Below are 14,582 nucleotides of genomic sequence, written 5' to 3' on the forward strand. Positions count from 1 at the left end.
TGACGGGGCGCCTTCTGCATGCGCTCAGCCGAAGATGTTGACGATCGCGTCGAGGCGCACCTGCGCGAGGATCACGATGACGACGTACGAGACGGTCGCGAGGAGCGGCAGCCACCCCATGAGCGTGTCGGCGAGCTTGCGCACGCGCTGGGGGAGCGGGATCGCCCCGATCCGCACGCTGTGGAGCAGGACCCCGTAGAACGACGGGATCGTCACGAGCCACGTCAGCATGCACCAGATGCAGAGCGTCCCGAGGACGAAGATGCTCTGGAAGATCAGCCAGCAGACGAGCCCGAACGCGAAGGTCATCCCGAGCGTGAACAGGGCCCAGAACCACTTTGCGAAGCGCGCGCCCGAGAGGATCGCGACGCCGACGACGAGCGGCGCCATCCATCCCACGAGGCCCATGAGCGGGTTGGGGAAGCCGAAGACCTCGCCCTGCCACGACTCGAGGTTCGCGGTGCACTGGACGAGGACCGACACGTCGCAGAAGGGCGTGGACGTCGGGTCCTCGAGCGAAGCGATTTTGTCGATCGTGAGCTCGAACGCGGCGGTGAGGCCGGCGAGCGCCGCGATCACGAGCCAGATGGCGAGAGCGGTGGGGCGCTTCTGCGTCTGCTGCATGGGGAGAGTTTCCCATCCGGCCGCGGGTCGCCAGCCGGAAGAAGCCTGAACGTGACGCGCTCGTGACGCGCGAGCCGCGGATCGGGGCGCGAAGTGGGATAATGACCTCAGACGCACCTCCGCGCAGGCGGGGGAGCGCCGAGGCAGAAGACTTCGGGGCAAGGGATGCCCCGCGCGGCCAGAGCCCCCGGGCCGGCCGCACACCGTTGAAGATCCTGTGCCGCGAGTCGCGCACAGCAGGCAAGACGCGGGCGGCGGGGCCGCCCGTGCAGGAAGTTCGCCGCAGATGGCTGAAGAAGCACCCACAACCGAGACCGAGGGCGTCGAGACCGTCGCCGAGGAGACCGAGGCGCAGGTCGACCAGACCGCTCCGGTCGACGAGCAGCCCGCCTTCCCCACGGCCGTGAGCCTCGGGCTGCTGCCCGAGACCTTCGTGTCGCAGGTGTCGACGGCGCTCGCGTTCCACGCGCCCGACCTCTCGATGTTCCCGACGCTGCCGGCGCTGCGGTTCGACGACGAGGACGACGCCGACGAGGGCGGCTCGAACCGCTCGCAGCGCCGTCGCCGGCGCCGCGGCGGATCCGGGTCGGGCGAGCGCGACGACGACCGTGCGGCCGACGCCCACGTCGAGGTCATCACTGAGCCGCAGCAGATCAAGGGATCCACCCGCCTCGCCGCCAAGAAGCAGCGTCGCCGCGACGGCCGCGACGCGGGTCGCCGCCGCTCCGTCGTGACCGAGGCCGAGTTCCTCGCGCGCCGCGAGTCGGTCGATCGCCAGATGATCGTGCGCACGCAGCGCCACGGCACGCAGATCGGAGTGCTCGAGGACGGCGTGCTCGTCGAGCACTACGTCGCGCGCTCGAGCGAGGCGTCGCTCATCGGCAACGTGTACCTGGGCCGCGTGCAGAACGTGCTGCCGAGCATGGAGGCCGCGTTCGTCGACATCGGGCGCGGCCGCAACGCCGTCCTGTACTCGGGCGAGGTCGACTGGGACGCCGTCGAGACCGGCAACCAGCCCCGCCGGATCGAGCTCGCGCTCAAGCAGGGCGATCGCGTCCTCGTGCAGGTCACGAAGGATCCGGTGGGCCACAAGGGCGCGCGCCTCACGAGCCAGATCTCGCTGCCGGGCCGCTACCTCGTGTACGTGCCGAACGGATCCATGAGCGGGATCTCGCGCAAGCTGCCCGACACCGAGCGCGCGCGCCTCAAGAAGATCCTCAAGAAGGTCCTGCCCGAATCCGCCGGCGTCATCGTGCGCACGGCCGCCGAGGGTGCGACGGAGGAGCAGATCACGCGCGACGTCACCCGCCTGACGCAGCAGTGGGAGCACATTCAGACCAAGGTCGAGAAGGGCAGCGCCCCCGCGCTCCTGCACAGCGAGCCCGACCTGCTCGTGAAGATCGTCCGCGACGTCTTCAACGAGGACTTCACGAAGATGATCGTCCAGGGCGACGAGTCGCACGCGACGATCACGAACTACCTCGAGGCCGTCGCGCCCGACCTTCTCGAGCGCGTCGAGCCGTTCGACGGCGAGGGCGACCCCTTCGACGACATCCGCATCACCGAGCAGATCGAGAAGGCGCTCGATCGCAAGGTGTGGCTGCCCTCTGGTGGATCCCTCGTGATCGACCGCACCGAGGCCATGACGGTCATCGACGTCAACACGGGCAAGTTCGTCGGCTCGGGCGGCAACCTCGAGGAGACCGTCACGAAGAACAACCTCGAGGCGGCCGAGGAGATCGTGCGCCAGCTGCGCCTGCGCGACATCGGCGGCATCATCGTCGTCGACTTCATCGACATGGTGCTCGAGTCGAACCGCGACCTCGTGCTGCGCCGCCTCGTCGAGTGCCTGAGCCGCGACCGCACGAAGCACCAGGTCGCCGAGGTGACCTCGCTCGGCCTCGTGCAGATGACCCGCAAGAAGATCGGCCTGGGCCTGCTCGAGACGTTCAGCGAGCCGTGCGAGGTGTGCGCGGGCCGCGGCGTCATCGTCCACCACGACCCCGTCCTCAAGCACCGCTCGGTCGCCGCGGCCAACGGCAACAGCACGAGCGCCGGCCGCCGTTCGCGCGGCGGCAAGGGCCGCGGCTCCGCGAACCCGCAGCCGCAGCCGGCTCCCGAAGCCGAGGAGAAGCCCTCGGCCCACGTCAACACCGAGGGAGCGAAGTCGGCGCTCGCGAAGATCGCGGCCTCGACGAAGCCGAAGGGCGAGGCGCCCCACGAGGCGGCCGAGCCGTTCTCGCTCGACGCGCTCGCGACGGTGCTCCCCGAGGGCCCGCGTACGGCGGAGCGCGAGGGCGCGGGGGAGCAGCATCCCGCCCGCAAGCCGCGCCGCGCGAAGCGCGCAGGCGACCGGGCCGAGAAGCCCCAGGCCGCGCCCGAGACGCCGAAGTCGGCGAAGAATCCCGAGGCGTCGAACATGCTCGACGCCGTCCTCGGCGCGCTCCCCGAGCCGAAGGCGCCGGGTCAGGGCCGCGCGCGCCGTCGCGTGACGACGTCGGCGCTGCAGGGCACGGCCGCGCCGATCGCTCCCGTCACGCCCTCCTCGGAGGGCTGACCCGCGGCGGGGGACCGCTCAGGCCTTGGCCGGGCGGTCCTTCGCGCGCACCCGGAGACCCGAGCGGATGAGCCGGCGCGTGAGCTCGGCGGCCGTCACGCGGGTCGCGCCGGCGGCGACGAGCCGGTCGACGGCGCTGGCGGGGACGTCGTAGTGGTCGAGGTCGAACGACCGCGGCGGCAGCCCGTTGGCCCGGGCGAAGGCGTGGAGCTCGGCGAGATCCGCGTCGCTCACGAGGTGCGCCCACAGCCCGCCGTGGGCGGGCCACATGGGGGTGTCGACGAGAACGGCCATCCGGCAAGCGTACGGCGATCCTGTGGGTCCGCGCAGATTCGCGACGCGCGGGGCGGCTCGGTTACCCGGATCCGCGGGGAATCGGGTAAAGTATTCGTTTGGTGCTTCCCTGGTCGCGCGCTCTCCCACTGGCGGCGTGACGAAAGACTTGCTGAGGCGCCTCGCACATCCAGTGCGACGCAAGCAGCGCGCCGAACGCGGATTACGCCGCTCCGGCACAGACTTCCCGTGAGATTCGGGTGGCCGACAGGCCGCCCCCAAGGAAACAGGTATCAACGTGGTTTACGCAGTTGTTCGCGCCGGTGGCCGGCAGGAGAAGGTCGAGGTCGGCTCGGTCGTCGTTCTCGACCGTGTCCAGGCTGCCGAGGGTGAGACGATCGAGCTGCCCGCCGTCCTCTTCGTCGACGGCGACGCCGTCACGACCGACGCCGACGCTCTCGCCAAGGTGAAGGTCACGGCCGAGGTCCAGGGTGACCTCCGCGGCCCGAAGATCGTCATCCAGAAGTTCAAGAACAAGACCGGTTACAAGAAGCGCCAGGGCCACCGTCAGGACCTCACGCGCGTCAAGATCACCGGCATCAAGTAAGCGCGGAGGAAAGCGAAATGGCACATAAGAAGGGCGCGAGCTCCACTCGCAACGGTCGTGACTCGAACGCGCAGCGCCTCGGCGTGAAGCGCTTCGGCGGCCAGGACGTCAACGCCGGCGAGATCCTCGTCCGCCAGCGCGGTACGCACTTCCACCCCGGCGCCAACGTGGGCCGTGGCGGCGACGACACGCTGTTCGCTCTCGCGGCCGGCGCCGTCGAGTTCGGCAACAAGGGCGGCCGCAAGGTCGTCAACGTGGTGGCCGCCGCCGAGTAATCGGCACGCCAGCATCAGCTACCGGAACGGGGACGGGCACGAGCCCGCCCCCGTTCTGCGCATTTCCGCGACAGATCGCGATAGAAGAGGATCCATGGTCACGTTCGTCGACGAGGTCACGCTGCACCTGCAGGCCGGTGCCGGGGGCAACGGGTGCGTCTCGGTGCGCCGCGAGAAGTTCAAGCCGCTCGCCGGCCCCGACGGGGGCAACGGCGGGGACGGCGGCGACATCGTGCTCGTCGCCGATCCGCAGACGACCACGCTCCTGAGCTACCACCACTCGCCGCACCGCAAGTCGGAGCACGGCGGCTTCGGCATGGGCGACAACCGCTCGGGCGCCGAGGGCGAGCTCCTCGAGCTCCCCGTTCCCGTGGGCACGGTCGTCAAGGATCCGTCGGGCGAGGTGCTCGCCGACCTCGTCGAGCCGGGCATGCGCTTCGTCGCCGCCCCCGGCGGGCGCGGCGGCCTCGGCAACGCCGCCCTCTCGTCGGTCAAGCGCAAGGCTCCCGGCTTCGCGCTCCTCGGCACGCCCGGCTGGGCCGGCGACGTCGTGCTCGAGCTCAAGACCATGGCCGACGTCGCCCTGGTGGGCTACCCGTCGGCCGGCAAATCGAGCCTCGTCGCGGCGGTCTCGGCCGCGAAGCCGAAGATCGCCGACTACCCGTTCACGACGCTGCACCCCAACCTGGGCGTCGTGCAGGCGGGCGACGTCCGCTACACGATCGCCGACGTCCCCGGACTCATCGAGGGCGCGAGCGAGGGCAAGGGCCTCGGCCTCGAGTTCCTCCGCCACGTCGAGCGGTGCACGGTCCTCGTGCACGTGCTCGACTGCGCGACCCTCGACCCGGGCCGTGACCCGCTCACCGACCTCGACACGATCCTCGCCGAGCTCGGCAACTACCCGGTTCCCGAGGGGCAGACGCCCCTGCTCGAGCGCCCGCAGGTCGTCGTGCTGAACAAGATCGACGTTCCCGAGGCCGAGGAGCTCGCCGAGTTCGTCCGCGCCGACGTCGAGGCTCGCGGATACCGCGTCTTCGAGGTGTCGACGGTCGCGCGCCGCGGGTTGCGGGAGCTGACCTTCGCGCTCGCCGACATCATCGCCGAGCACCGCGCCGCGACGCCCGTCGAGGCCCCGCTCGAACGCGTCATCATCCGCCCCAAGGAGGCCGACGCCGCTATCCGCGTCGTGATCGAGGGCGGCTCGTACGGCACCCTCTACCGCGTCCTGGGCGAGAAGCCCGAGCGCTGGGTGCAGCAGACCGACTTCCAGAACGACGAGGCCGTGGGGTTCCTCGCCGACCGGCTCGAGAAGGTCGGCGTCGAGGACGCGCTCTTCCGCGCCGGCGCGACGCCCGGCGCCTCGGTCGTGATCGGCCGCGCCGACGACTCGGTCGTCTTCGACTGGGATCCGTCGCTCACCTCGGCCGCCGAGCTCACGCAGGCGCCGCGCGGCAGCGACCCGCGCCTCGAGGGCAACCGCCGCCGCACGACGCAGGAGCGCCGCGACGCCTACAAGGCGAGGCAGGACGCGCGCACGATCGAGCGCGCGCTCGAGGAGGAGCGGCGCCTCGCGGGCGCGAACGAGGAGATCGTCGTCCCCGTCGAGGAGCCGGCCGACGAGACGGACGAGCTCCGGTGACGGCATACGTCCGGGGAGACCTCGCCACCGCGAAGCGGATCGTCGTCAAGGTCGGATCCTCGTCGATCAGCGGCGACGCCGCCTGGCGGATCGAGTCGCTCGTCGACGCGATGATCGGCGCCCGCAGCCGCGGACAGGAGATCATCCTCGTCTCGTCTGGCGCGATCGCGACGGCCGTGTCGCTCATGGACCTGGGGGAGAAGCCCGCCGACCTCGCGACCCAGCAGGCGGCCGCGGCCGTCGGTCAGAACGTCCTCCTGTGGCGCTGGCAGTCGAGCCTCGATCGCTTCGGCGTCCTCGCGGGCCAGGTCCTCCTGACGCTCAGCGACATGCAGAACCCCACGCCGCGCAGCAACGCGCGCCGCGCGATCGACAAGCTCCTCGACCTCGGGGTGCTCCCGATCGTCAACGAGAACGACACCGTCGCGACGCACGAGATCCGGTTCGGCGACAACGACCGTCTCTCGGCGCTCGTCGCACAGCTGACGAAGGCCGACGCGCTCGTGCTGCTGAGCGACATCACGGCCCTGTACACCGCGCCGCCGGACAGGCCGGGCTCGCGTCCGATCGACGTCGTCGCGCCGGACGCCGACCTGACCGAGTTCGAGTTCGGCGGGAAGGTCGTCAACAGCGTCGGGACCGGGGGAGCGGCCACGAAGGCGTCGGCCGCGCGGCTCGCGCAGGACCACGGCATCGGCGTCCTCGTGACGAGCGCCGACAACGCCGCCGGGGCCCTGAACGGCGAACATGTGGGAACCTGGTTCGAACCTGCGCACGTCGAGTCGCCCCTGACCGACGCGCTGTCGGTGATCCTGCAGGACGCCCCGGAGGAATGATGCTGACGACCGCTCCCGAGACCCGCCTGTCGCTCGCGAAGGCCGCGGCCCGCGCGGTCGCCCGCCTCACGAGCACCGAGAAGTCCGACGCGCTGCACGCGATCGCCGACGCACTCGTCGTCCGCTCGGAGGAGGCCCTCGCCGCCAACGCCGAGGACGTCGCGCGGGGGCGCGATAACGGGATCGGGGAGTCGCTGATCGACCGCCTCACGCTGACGCCCGAGCGCGTCGGCGCCCTCGCGGCCGCGACGCGCGACGTCGCGGCGCTCCCGGATCCGGTCGGGGAGGTCGTCCGCGGCCAGCGGCTCGCGAACGGGATCCGGCTCGAGCAGATCCGCGTGCCGTTCGGCGTCGTCGGCGCGATCTACGAGGCGCGCCCGAACGTGACGGTCGACATCGCGGCGCTCGCGCTGCGCTCGGGCAACGCCGTCGTGCTGCGCGGCGGCAGCGCCGCGAAGTCGTCGAACATGGTGCTCGTCGACATCATGCGCGGGGCGCTCGAGGGCGTCGGCGTCACCCCCGAGGCGATCCAGACGGTCGACGACTTCGGGCGCGACGGCGCCCGCGCGCTCATGCACGGCCGCGGCCTCATCGACGTGCTCGTGCCCCGCGGATCCGCGAACCTCATCGAGACCGTCGTCACGGAGTCGACCGTCCCCGTGATCGAGACCGGCGCCGGCAACGTGCACGTCGTGCTCGACGTGACGGCGCCCGACGACTGGGCGGTCGACATCACCGTCAACTCGAAGACCCACCGCCCGAGCGTGTGCAACTCGGCCGAGAGCGTCCTCGTCGTGCGCGACGCGGCCGAGCGCCTCGTCCCGAAGGTCGCGCGCGCCCTGCAGGAGGCGGGGGTCACGATCCACGGCGACGACGAGGTGCAGCGCCTCGCGGCCGACGTCGTCCCGGCGACCGAGGACGACTGGGCGACCGAGTACCTGAGCCTCGACATCGCGATGAAGGTCGTCGACACGCTCGACGAAGCGATCGAGCACATCGACCGGTACAGCACGCACCACACCGAGACGATCGTCACGACCGACTCGCGCAGCGCCGACCGCTTCCTCGCCGAGGTCGACTCGGCCGCCGTCTACGTCAACACGTCGACGCGGTTCACCGACGGCGGCGAATACGGGTTCGGCGCAGAGGTGGGCATCTCGACGCAGAAGCTCCACGCGCGCGGCCCGATGGGCCTCCCCGAGCTCACGAGCACCAAGTGGATCGGCCGCGGCGCCGGCCAGATCCGACCCTGATCTGACATATGCCTCCCGCGGGATAAGCTGGGAGGCGACGTTCACACCCCCCCCACCCCGATCGGAGCCAGGATGCAGTTCGCCTCCGCACTCGTCACCGTGGCAGAAGGCCACGGCGCCGTGATGGCCGAAACCCTCGCATACCCCATCGTCGCCGTCGCGGTCTTCGCCGTCCTCGGCATCGTCGTCGCGTCGTACCGTCACGTGGCGAACCGCCACGCCGACCCGGCCGCCAACGACGCCCACAAGCACTAGGCACCCGCGTGACAGAGCCGTCACGGCCTCCTCGCATCGGTGTGATGGGCGGCACGTTCGACCCCATCCACCACGGCCACCTCGTGGCCGCGAGCGAGGCCGCGACGTCGTTCGATCTCGACGAGGTCGTCTTCGTCCCGACCGGCGCGCCGTGGCACAAGCAGCATGTGTCGAACCCCGAGGCCCGCTACGAGATGACCGTCATCGCGACGGCGTCGAATCCGCGCTTCACGGTGAGCCGCGTCGACATCGACCGCGAAGGGCCGACCTACACGGTCGACACGCTGCGCGATCTGCGCACCGAGCGCGCCGATGCCGAGCTCTTCTTCATCACGGGCGCCGACGCGGTGGCGCAGATTCTCAGCTGGCGAGATCATGATGAGCTGTGGGACCTCGCGCACTTCGTCGCGGTGTCCCGGCCCGGACATGTTCTCGACATCCACGACCTGCCCCCCGACAAGGTCTCCCGGCTCGAGATCCCGGCGCTTGCGATCTCGTCGACCGACTGCCGTGATCGCGCGGCGCACGGCATGCCCGTGTGGTACCTCGTTCCCGACGGGGTCGTGCAGTACATCTCGAAGCATCATCTCTACGAAGGCGGAGGACGGTCATGACGGGCGAACAGCCCACAGGGCATGTGCTCACGCGGCGTGAGCTGCGCGAGCTTCGCGCGAAGGGCGGAGAGGCCGCCGTCGCGGAGGCGATGAAGGCAGCCGAGCCCGTCGAGACTCCCGCGCCCGCCGCCCCCCGCGAGTCGCAGGTCGTCGCGTCGACGTCCGAGGCGCAGCGTGCCGAGGTGCACCCGCTCACGCGACGCGAGATGCGTCGCCTGCGCACCAACGAGGTCCCGGTCGTCACCGCCGACGACGCCGACGAGCAGACCAAGGCCGACGGCACAGATGAGACCCCGACCCGGGTCGTCAGCGTCGATGACGTCGCCCGGGCCGAGAAGGCCGACCAGAAGGCGCAGAAGGCCGAGAAGAAGGCTCAGAAGGCGGCGAAGCCGGCCGACGAGCCGAAGCCCGCGCCCGCCGAGAAGCCGAAGCCCGGCATCCGCCCGACGCCCCTCGTGGCGCAGCGCGATGCCGACTCCGACGACGAGTACGACCTGCCCGAGACCGTGGCGATCGACCAGCCCGTCGTCGACCGGCCCGCGGGGATCCCCGCGCCGTCGGAGAACCCTGCGAAGACGCCGTCCGGCCACCCGCAGTCGCTGACCCTCACCGGCCCGATCGACGGAGGGCCGACGCTCGACCCGTCGTTCGGCCGCGGTGTCGGATCGGGCGGTCCGCGGACGACCACGACGTCGTTCGACGCGCTGCTCGACCAGTACACGCCCACGTCGCCGAGCTCGATCCTCATGACGAGCTCGCACCGGCTGCCCGAGGGGATCGGATCCACCGGCGCGGCGAAGGGCGCCATCGACCCGCGCGAGGTCGACGCCGTCCTCGTCGACGGCGAGATCCCGGCGAGCTCGTCTCCTACGCCCATCGCGGCGTCGGCGGCGATCTCGACGCAGAAGCTGCCCAACGCGGGCATCCGTCCCCCCGCACCCGAGAAGGGTCGCGGCCTCGTCATGGCGCTCGGCATCACCGCCGGGGCGCTCGGAATCGTCGTCGTCGGCGGACTCGTCGCGGCGTATTACATGGGAGTCTTCGGTTGAACCAGTCGTCTGTCGACATGCTTCAGGTGGCCGCGGCGGCCGCCGACAAGATGGGCGGCGAGGATCTCGTCGCGCTCGACGTCAGCGAGCCGATGCCGCTCGCCGACATCTTCCTCATCGTCACGGGTCGCTCCGAGCGCAACGTCTCGGCGATCTCCGACGAGGTCGAGCAGAAGCTGCTCGAGGCGGGCCACAAGCTGCTGCGCCGCGAGGGCAAGGCCGGCGGCCGTTGGATCCTGTGCGACTTCGGCGACATCGTCGTGCACGTCTTCCACCAGGAGGAGCGCCAGTTCTACGGCATCGAGCGCCTGTGGAAGGACTGCCCCGCCGTGCCGTTCGAGCTCCCGACACGCCCGCGCGACGAGGCCGATTTCGCCTGAACCGCCCGCCGTTGTAGGCTTATCGAGTTGCCCGGAACGGGAAACACAACAGAATACGGGCCCATGGCGCAGCTGGTAGCGCACCTGCATGGCATGCAGGGGGTCGGGGGTTCGAGTCCCCCTGGGTCCACAGATGTGATGAGTCGCGACAGAGGCGACAGCAGAGAGGGAGCCCGGCCATCGGCCGGGCTCCCTCTCTGCGTTGCGCCACGACGTCTCGGCGGGACCGCCGCTCGTCCCGCCGCATGAGGGGTCCGATCAGAGCGTCCCTCGCGCGGGCGCAGGCTCGTAGCGTCGAATCGCGAGCGGCCTACCGCGTCACCGGGACGCGCCGTGAGATCCGCCTCCCGCCGTGATCGTCAGCGCCTCGTCCGCGGCGATGCCGCCCGCGGTCACGACCGAGGCGCCGGAGCGGCGGCGCGGTACGCGTCCTCGGAGACGCGATCGCCCCACTCGACTTCGCCGCCTTCGACGGACAGGGCGAGGTGCGACATGAACGAATCCGGGAGCGCGCCGTGCCAGTGCCAGACTCCTGGCGGCGTCTCCACGGTCTCGCCCGGGCGCATCACGACCGTCTGTCCGCCGCGGGCCTGCACGATGCCGACCCCTTCGGTCACGCGCAGGGTCTGACCGTTCTCGTGCGCGTGCCACGCTGTCCGCGCGCCGGGTGAGAACCGGACCGCGGCGAGCGTCGCCGTGCCGGGGACCGTGCCGCCCGTGATCCCGTCGACCCACACGTCGCCGGTGAACCGCTCCGCGGGAGCCTTCGCCGTTGACGGGGCAGGGATCGCGACCATCGGACGGGCCTGCTCACCGGGCATCGCGGACGTCCTTGAGGAGGGCGGCCGCGCCCATGCCCGCGGGACGGCCGGCGTAGAACGCCAGGTGCGTCGCGACCTCGGCCAGCTCCTCCTCGGTCGCGCCATTGTCCAGAGCGAGATTCAGATGCGAGCGGAGCTGCGCATCTCGTCCCAGCGCCGCCAGCGTCGCGACCGTGATCAGGCTCCGCTCCTGCGGAGACAGCACGGGTCGCTTCCACACATCGCCGAACAGCACCTCGTCGGTCAGCTCCGCCAGCTTCGGCGCGACGTCGCCCGCCAACTGCTGCGCGCGGGACTTCTGTGCCATGGCCTACCTCCTGGACCTCCCGGGAACGCGGGGCGCGTGCCGTGGCACCGACGCTAGAACCGCCCGATACGAGCAGGGAGGAACTGTCGTTACACCCATGAGGGCGGCTCGACGGGCCACGGTCGTGGCCGGATCCGTCAGCGAGGGGGCGTCATCGCCGTGCCGAACGAGCGGCGCCCGCCGGTCGTGCCCCGTTCATCGTGGGGTTCGCGATCATGGTCCCGCTCGGCTCGAGGCCCCCGTCGCCAGAAGGCGTGATCGTGGCGGGCCTCGCCTGGAACGCGAGGCCCGCCACGCACCGCTCACGCGATCGCGAGGCCGATCGCCAGGGCGATGACGCCGAGGAGCGGGAGGACGCCCTGCTTCGCGGCGGCGCCCGCCTTGTCGGGGCTCGAGATCGCGAGGACGAGGGAGGCCGCGACCATGGATCCCGCGCCCGCGAACATCAGGGCGGCTCCCGCGGCGACGCCGCCCGAGAAGTAGAAGACGATGCCGAGCGCGACGAGAACCGCGAGGAACAGGTTGTAGAAGCCCTGGTTGAAGGCGAGCTCCTTCGTGCCCTCCGCCTCCTCGGCGGTGCCCGTACCGAAGGTCTTCCGCGCCCTCTCGCTCGTCCACGCGATCGACTCGAGGTAGAAGATGAAGACGTGGATCAGGGCGGCGATGCCGACCAGGACGATGCCTGCGATGACCATGGGACGGGGCCTTTCGGGGAGGGGATATCAGCCTAGCGTCATCGCGCTCAGCGGAGGGCTCGGCGGTATGCGCCCGGGGCCCGGCCGCACGACCGGGTGAACTGCTCGTAGAAGGCGCTCTGGGATCCGAATCCCGCCGCGGCCGCGACGTCGGTCATCGAGAGATCCGTCGTGATGAGGAGGCGTTGCGCCTCGGCGACGCGGCACCGGATCAGGTACGCCCCGAGCGTCATGCCGACCGCGGCTCGGAAGGCCGTCATGGCGTAGTGCGTCGTGAGGCTCACGGAGCGGGCGATGTCGTCCATCGACAGGGGATCTCGGAAGTTCTCGAGCACGAATCGCGCCATCGCGAACACGGCGCCTCCCGTCTCGGCGCCTCCCGTGGGCTCGGACTGGGCGTGGTGGGCGAGCGCACGGCGGACGATCGCCTGCGTCTCGAGCATCGCGATGACTCTCGTGTCTTCGTCGGCGATCTCCTCGGCCCAGATCCGGAAGGCCGAGAGGATCGTCCGCCCGACGGCCGACGTCGGGACGGAGATCGGCGCGGGGGAGAGCAGCGCCCCGAGCTGGTGCTCCGGCAGCCGCCACCCGAGCACCGTCGTCAGCGGGATGTGGATCCAGCACACCTCGCTTTCGCGGTGGCTGTCGATGTCGAGAAGCCGGTGCGGCACGGCACCCCAGAAGACCGAGAACTCTCCGGCATCGAGGCGGATGTGCTCGCCGCCGTGGAGGTACTCGATGTGCCCCGAGATCACCACGTTGATCTCGAGGTCGTCGTGCCGGTGGGGTCGGGTCATCACGGGCGGCGTGCCGTGGCGGATCCACAGCTCGGGGGCCATCGTCTCGACGTCGAGGGCGGGCGCGGGGGAGTCATGCACAACGCTGGGCATGGCCCCACTCTAGGGACGACGAGCCGATCGGAGGATCCCGGAAGAATCGGATCTCGAGCCGGAGGCGGTGCCGGGATCCGTCTTCCTACCGTGAGGACATGACAACTCGCGCACCCAAGGTGACCATCATCGGAGCCGGCGGCTTCGTCTTCCCGTTCCGCCTCCTCGGCGACATCCTCAGCTTCCCGGCGCTGCAGTCGGCGCAGCTCTGCCTCATGGATCTCGATGCCGACCGCCTGAACCGCACGGCCAGCGCGACGCGCGAGCTGATCGCCCATCACGGCCTGGGTGCGGAGGTCGTCGAGACGACGGACCAGCGCGAGGCGCTCGCGGGATCCGACGTCGTCATCATCACCTTCCAGGTGGGCGGCATCGAGTCGTACCGCCACGACGTCGAGATCCCGCGCCGCTACGGCGTCGACCAGACGGTCGGCGACACCGTCGGGCCCGGCGGCGTGTTCCGCTTCCTGCGGTCGGTGCGGGCGTACACGTCGATCGCCGAGGACGCGCTGGAGCTGTGCCCCGACGCGCAGTTCATCAACTACGCGAACCCGATGGCGATGGCCACGGCCTTCCTCAACGCGAAGGGCCTGCGCGCCGTGGGCCTCTGCCACAGCGTGCAGGGGACGACGCGCATGCTGGCGCGCACCCTCGACGTCCCGTACGACGAGGTCGACTTCCTCTCGGCCGGCATCAACCACCAGGCGTGGATCCTGCGCTTCCGCCGCGGCGACGAGGATCTGTATCCCCGGCTGCGTGCGGTCATGGCAGAGCGCCACGTGCGCGGCCGCGGGGCGGACGGACTCGTGGTCGACGACGGTGACCACAGCGAGGCGGCCGAGACTGCGAGCGACTACGAGGGCGGAAACGAGCAGGTCCGCACGGCGCTCATGAACACCTTCGGCTACTTCGAGACGGAGTCGAGCCACCATGCGTCGGAGTACGTGCCGTACTTCCGCAAGGATCCTCAGACGACGCAGTCGTACATCCCCAAGCGATGGGACTACTACGAGATCTGCGCAGCGCACGACGAGCAGGGCGACATCGACGAGCAGCTGGCGAGGCTCAAGGAGGAGCTCGCTCCATCGGTCGAGTACGGGGCGAGCATCGTCAACTCGATCGTCACCGGCACCCCGAGCGTGATCTACGGGAACGTGCCGAACGCGACGGGCCTCATCTCGAACCTGCCGGCAGACGCGTGCGTCGAGGTGCCGTGCGTGGTCGATCGCGGCGGCGTGCAGCCCACGGCGATCGGCGCACTTCCGCCGCAGCTCGCAGCGCTCAACAGGACGAACATCGGCGTCCAGACGCTCGCGGTCCAAGCCGCGCTCACGGGCGACCGCCAGCACGTGCACCACGCCGTGGCGCTCGACCCGCTCACGGCGTCGAAGATGACGCTCGACGACATCGCGAAGATGACCGACGAGCTCATCGAGGCGCATCGCGACCTGCTGCCCGAGAGCCTGCTCGCGCAGGCCTGAGCGGCGTCATCAGGACCTCAACGGAG

General features: G+C 70.6%; 17 protein-coding genes and 1 tRNA gene. 12 read left to right on the top strand and 6 right to left on the bottom strand.

Annotation, left to right across the window (positions count from 1 at the left end; genetic code table 11):
* Positions 1-24 precede the first annotated feature (24 nt).
* Entirely contained in the window at positions 25-624 is a 600-nt protein-coding gene (locus H576_RS0103630; RefSeq protein WP_029149807.1) for a vitamin K epoxide reductase family protein, read from the bottom strand.
* A gap of 286 nt (positions 625-910) precedes the next feature.
* On the opposite strand from H576_RS0103630, the gene H576_RS14180 reads away from it, so the two are divergent.
* Positions 911-3,181: an Rne/Rng family ribonuclease gene (locus H576_RS14180; RefSeq protein WP_084502416.1), complete on the top strand. Its 2,271-nt coding sequence runs from the start codon at positions 911-913 to the stop codon at positions 3,179-3,181.
* Between the two features lie 18 nt (positions 3,182-3,199).
* On the opposite strand, the gene H576_RS0103640 is transcribed toward H576_RS14180, so the two are convergent.
* Positions 3,200-3,475: a DUF4031 domain-containing protein gene (locus tag H576_RS0103640; RefSeq protein ID WP_029149808.1), complete on the bottom strand. Its 276-nt coding sequence runs from the start codon at positions 3,473-3,475 to the stop codon at positions 3,200-3,202.
* A gap of 277 nt (positions 3,476-3,752) precedes the next feature.
* On the opposite strand from H576_RS0103640, the gene rplU reads away from it, so the two are divergent.
* From rplU to H576_RS0103690, 10 genes are all read left to right on the top strand, one after another.
* Entirely contained in the window at positions 3,753-4,061 is a 309-nt protein-coding gene (rplU, locus tag H576_RS0103645; protein WP_029149809.1) for a 50S ribosomal protein L21, read from the top strand.
* Between the two features lie 17 nt (positions 4,062-4,078).
* Positions 4,079-4,336 (top strand): 50S ribosomal protein L27, encoded by a 258-nt coding sequence (rpmA, locus tag H576_RS0103650; protein WP_029149810.1) that lies wholly within the window; start codon positions 4,079-4,081, stop codon positions 4,334-4,336.
* A 94-nt stretch (positions 4,337-4,430) separates the two neighbouring features.
* Positions 4,431-5,975, top strand: coding sequence for a GTPase ObgE (obgE, locus tag H576_RS0103655; protein WP_029149811.1), 1,545 nt, complete (start codon positions 4,431-4,433; stop codon positions 5,973-5,975).
* On the top strand, positions 5,972-6,811 hold the full coding sequence (gene proB, locus H576_RS0103660; protein ID WP_029149812.1) for a glutamate 5-kinase: 840 nt from the start codon (positions 5,972-5,974) through the stop codon (positions 6,809-6,811). Before obgE ends, proB begins: the two co-directional genes overlap by 4 nt.
* On the top strand, positions 6,808-8,064 hold the full coding sequence (locus tag H576_RS0103665; protein WP_425411264.1) for a glutamate-5-semialdehyde dehydrogenase: 1,257 nt from the start codon (positions 6,808-6,810) through the stop codon (positions 8,062-8,064). The genes proB and H576_RS0103665 overlap by 4 nt, the downstream gene beginning before the upstream one ends.
* 72 nt (positions 8,065-8,136) lie before the next feature.
* Complete coding sequence (locus H576_RS0103670) at positions 8,137-8,319, top strand: hypothetical protein (RefSeq protein WP_029149814.1); 183 nt, start codon at positions 8,137-8,139, stop codon at positions 8,317-8,319.
* An 8-nt stretch (positions 8,320-8,327) separates the two neighbouring features.
* Positions 8,328-8,933: a nicotinate-nucleotide adenylyltransferase gene (gene nadD / locus H576_RS0103675; RefSeq protein WP_084502418.1), complete on the top strand. Its 606-nt coding sequence runs from the start codon at positions 8,328-8,330 to the stop codon at positions 8,931-8,933.
* A complete protein-coding gene (locus H576_RS0103680) occupies positions 8,930-9,982 on the top strand; it encodes a hypothetical protein (RefSeq protein ID WP_156888117.1) in 1,053 nt (350 codons plus the stop codon). The genes nadD and H576_RS0103680 overlap by 4 nt, the downstream gene beginning before the upstream one ends.
* 17 nt (positions 9,983-9,999) lie before the next feature.
* Positions 10,000-10,362 carry a ribosome silencing factor gene (gene rsfS / locus H576_RS0103685; protein ID WP_029149817.1) on the top strand — a complete coding sequence of 121 codons (363 nt, stop codon included), beginning with the start codon at positions 10,000-10,002 and terminating at the stop codon, positions 10,360-10,362.
* Positions 10,363-10,419: 57 nt separating this feature from the next.
* Positions 10,420-10,492: transfer RNA gene (locus H576_RS0103690), tRNA-Ala, on the top strand.
* A gap of 262 nt (positions 10,493-10,754) precedes the next feature.
* Here H576_RS0103690 and H576_RS0103695 read toward each other — a convergent pair.
* The 4 genes from H576_RS0103695 to H576_RS0103710 form a co-directional block, all read right to left on the bottom strand.
* Positions 10,755-11,183: a (R)-mandelonitrile lyase gene (locus H576_RS0103695; protein WP_245559104.1), complete on the bottom strand. Its 429-nt coding sequence runs from the start codon at positions 11,181-11,183 to the stop codon at positions 10,755-10,757.
* Entirely contained in the window at positions 11,173-11,490 is a 318-nt protein-coding gene (locus H576_RS0103700; protein WP_029149819.1) for a carboxymuconolactone decarboxylase family protein, read from the bottom strand. The genes H576_RS0103695 and H576_RS0103700 overlap by 11 nt, the downstream gene beginning before the upstream one ends.
* Before the next feature lie 302 nt (positions 11,491-11,792).
* A complete protein-coding gene (locus tag H576_RS0103705) occupies positions 11,793-12,185 on the bottom strand; it encodes a DUF1304 domain-containing protein (RefSeq protein WP_029149820.1) in 393 nt (130 codons plus the stop codon).
* Positions 12,186-12,232: 47 nt separating this feature from the next.
* Positions 12,233-13,075 carry a helix-turn-helix domain-containing protein gene (locus H576_RS0103710; protein WP_051172115.1) on the bottom strand — a complete coding sequence of 281 codons (843 nt, stop codon included), beginning with the start codon at positions 13,073-13,075 and terminating at the stop codon, positions 12,233-12,235.
* A gap of 98 nt (positions 13,076-13,173) precedes the next feature.
* Between H576_RS0103710 and melA the strand changes: the two genes are divergently transcribed.
* The gene (gene melA / locus H576_RS0103715; protein WP_029149822.1) at positions 13,174-14,556 is read left to right on the top strand and encodes an alpha-galactosidase; all 1,383 of its coding nucleotides are present in this window, start codon (positions 13,174-13,176) and stop codon (positions 14,554-14,556) included.
* The last annotated feature ends 26 nt before the right edge of the window (positions 14,557-14,582 follow it).

Source organism: Microbacterium indicum DSM 19969 (genome assembly GCF_000422385.1).
Lineage (GTDB): Bacteria > Actinomycetota > Actinomycetes > Actinomycetales > Microbacteriaceae > Microbacterium > Microbacterium indicum.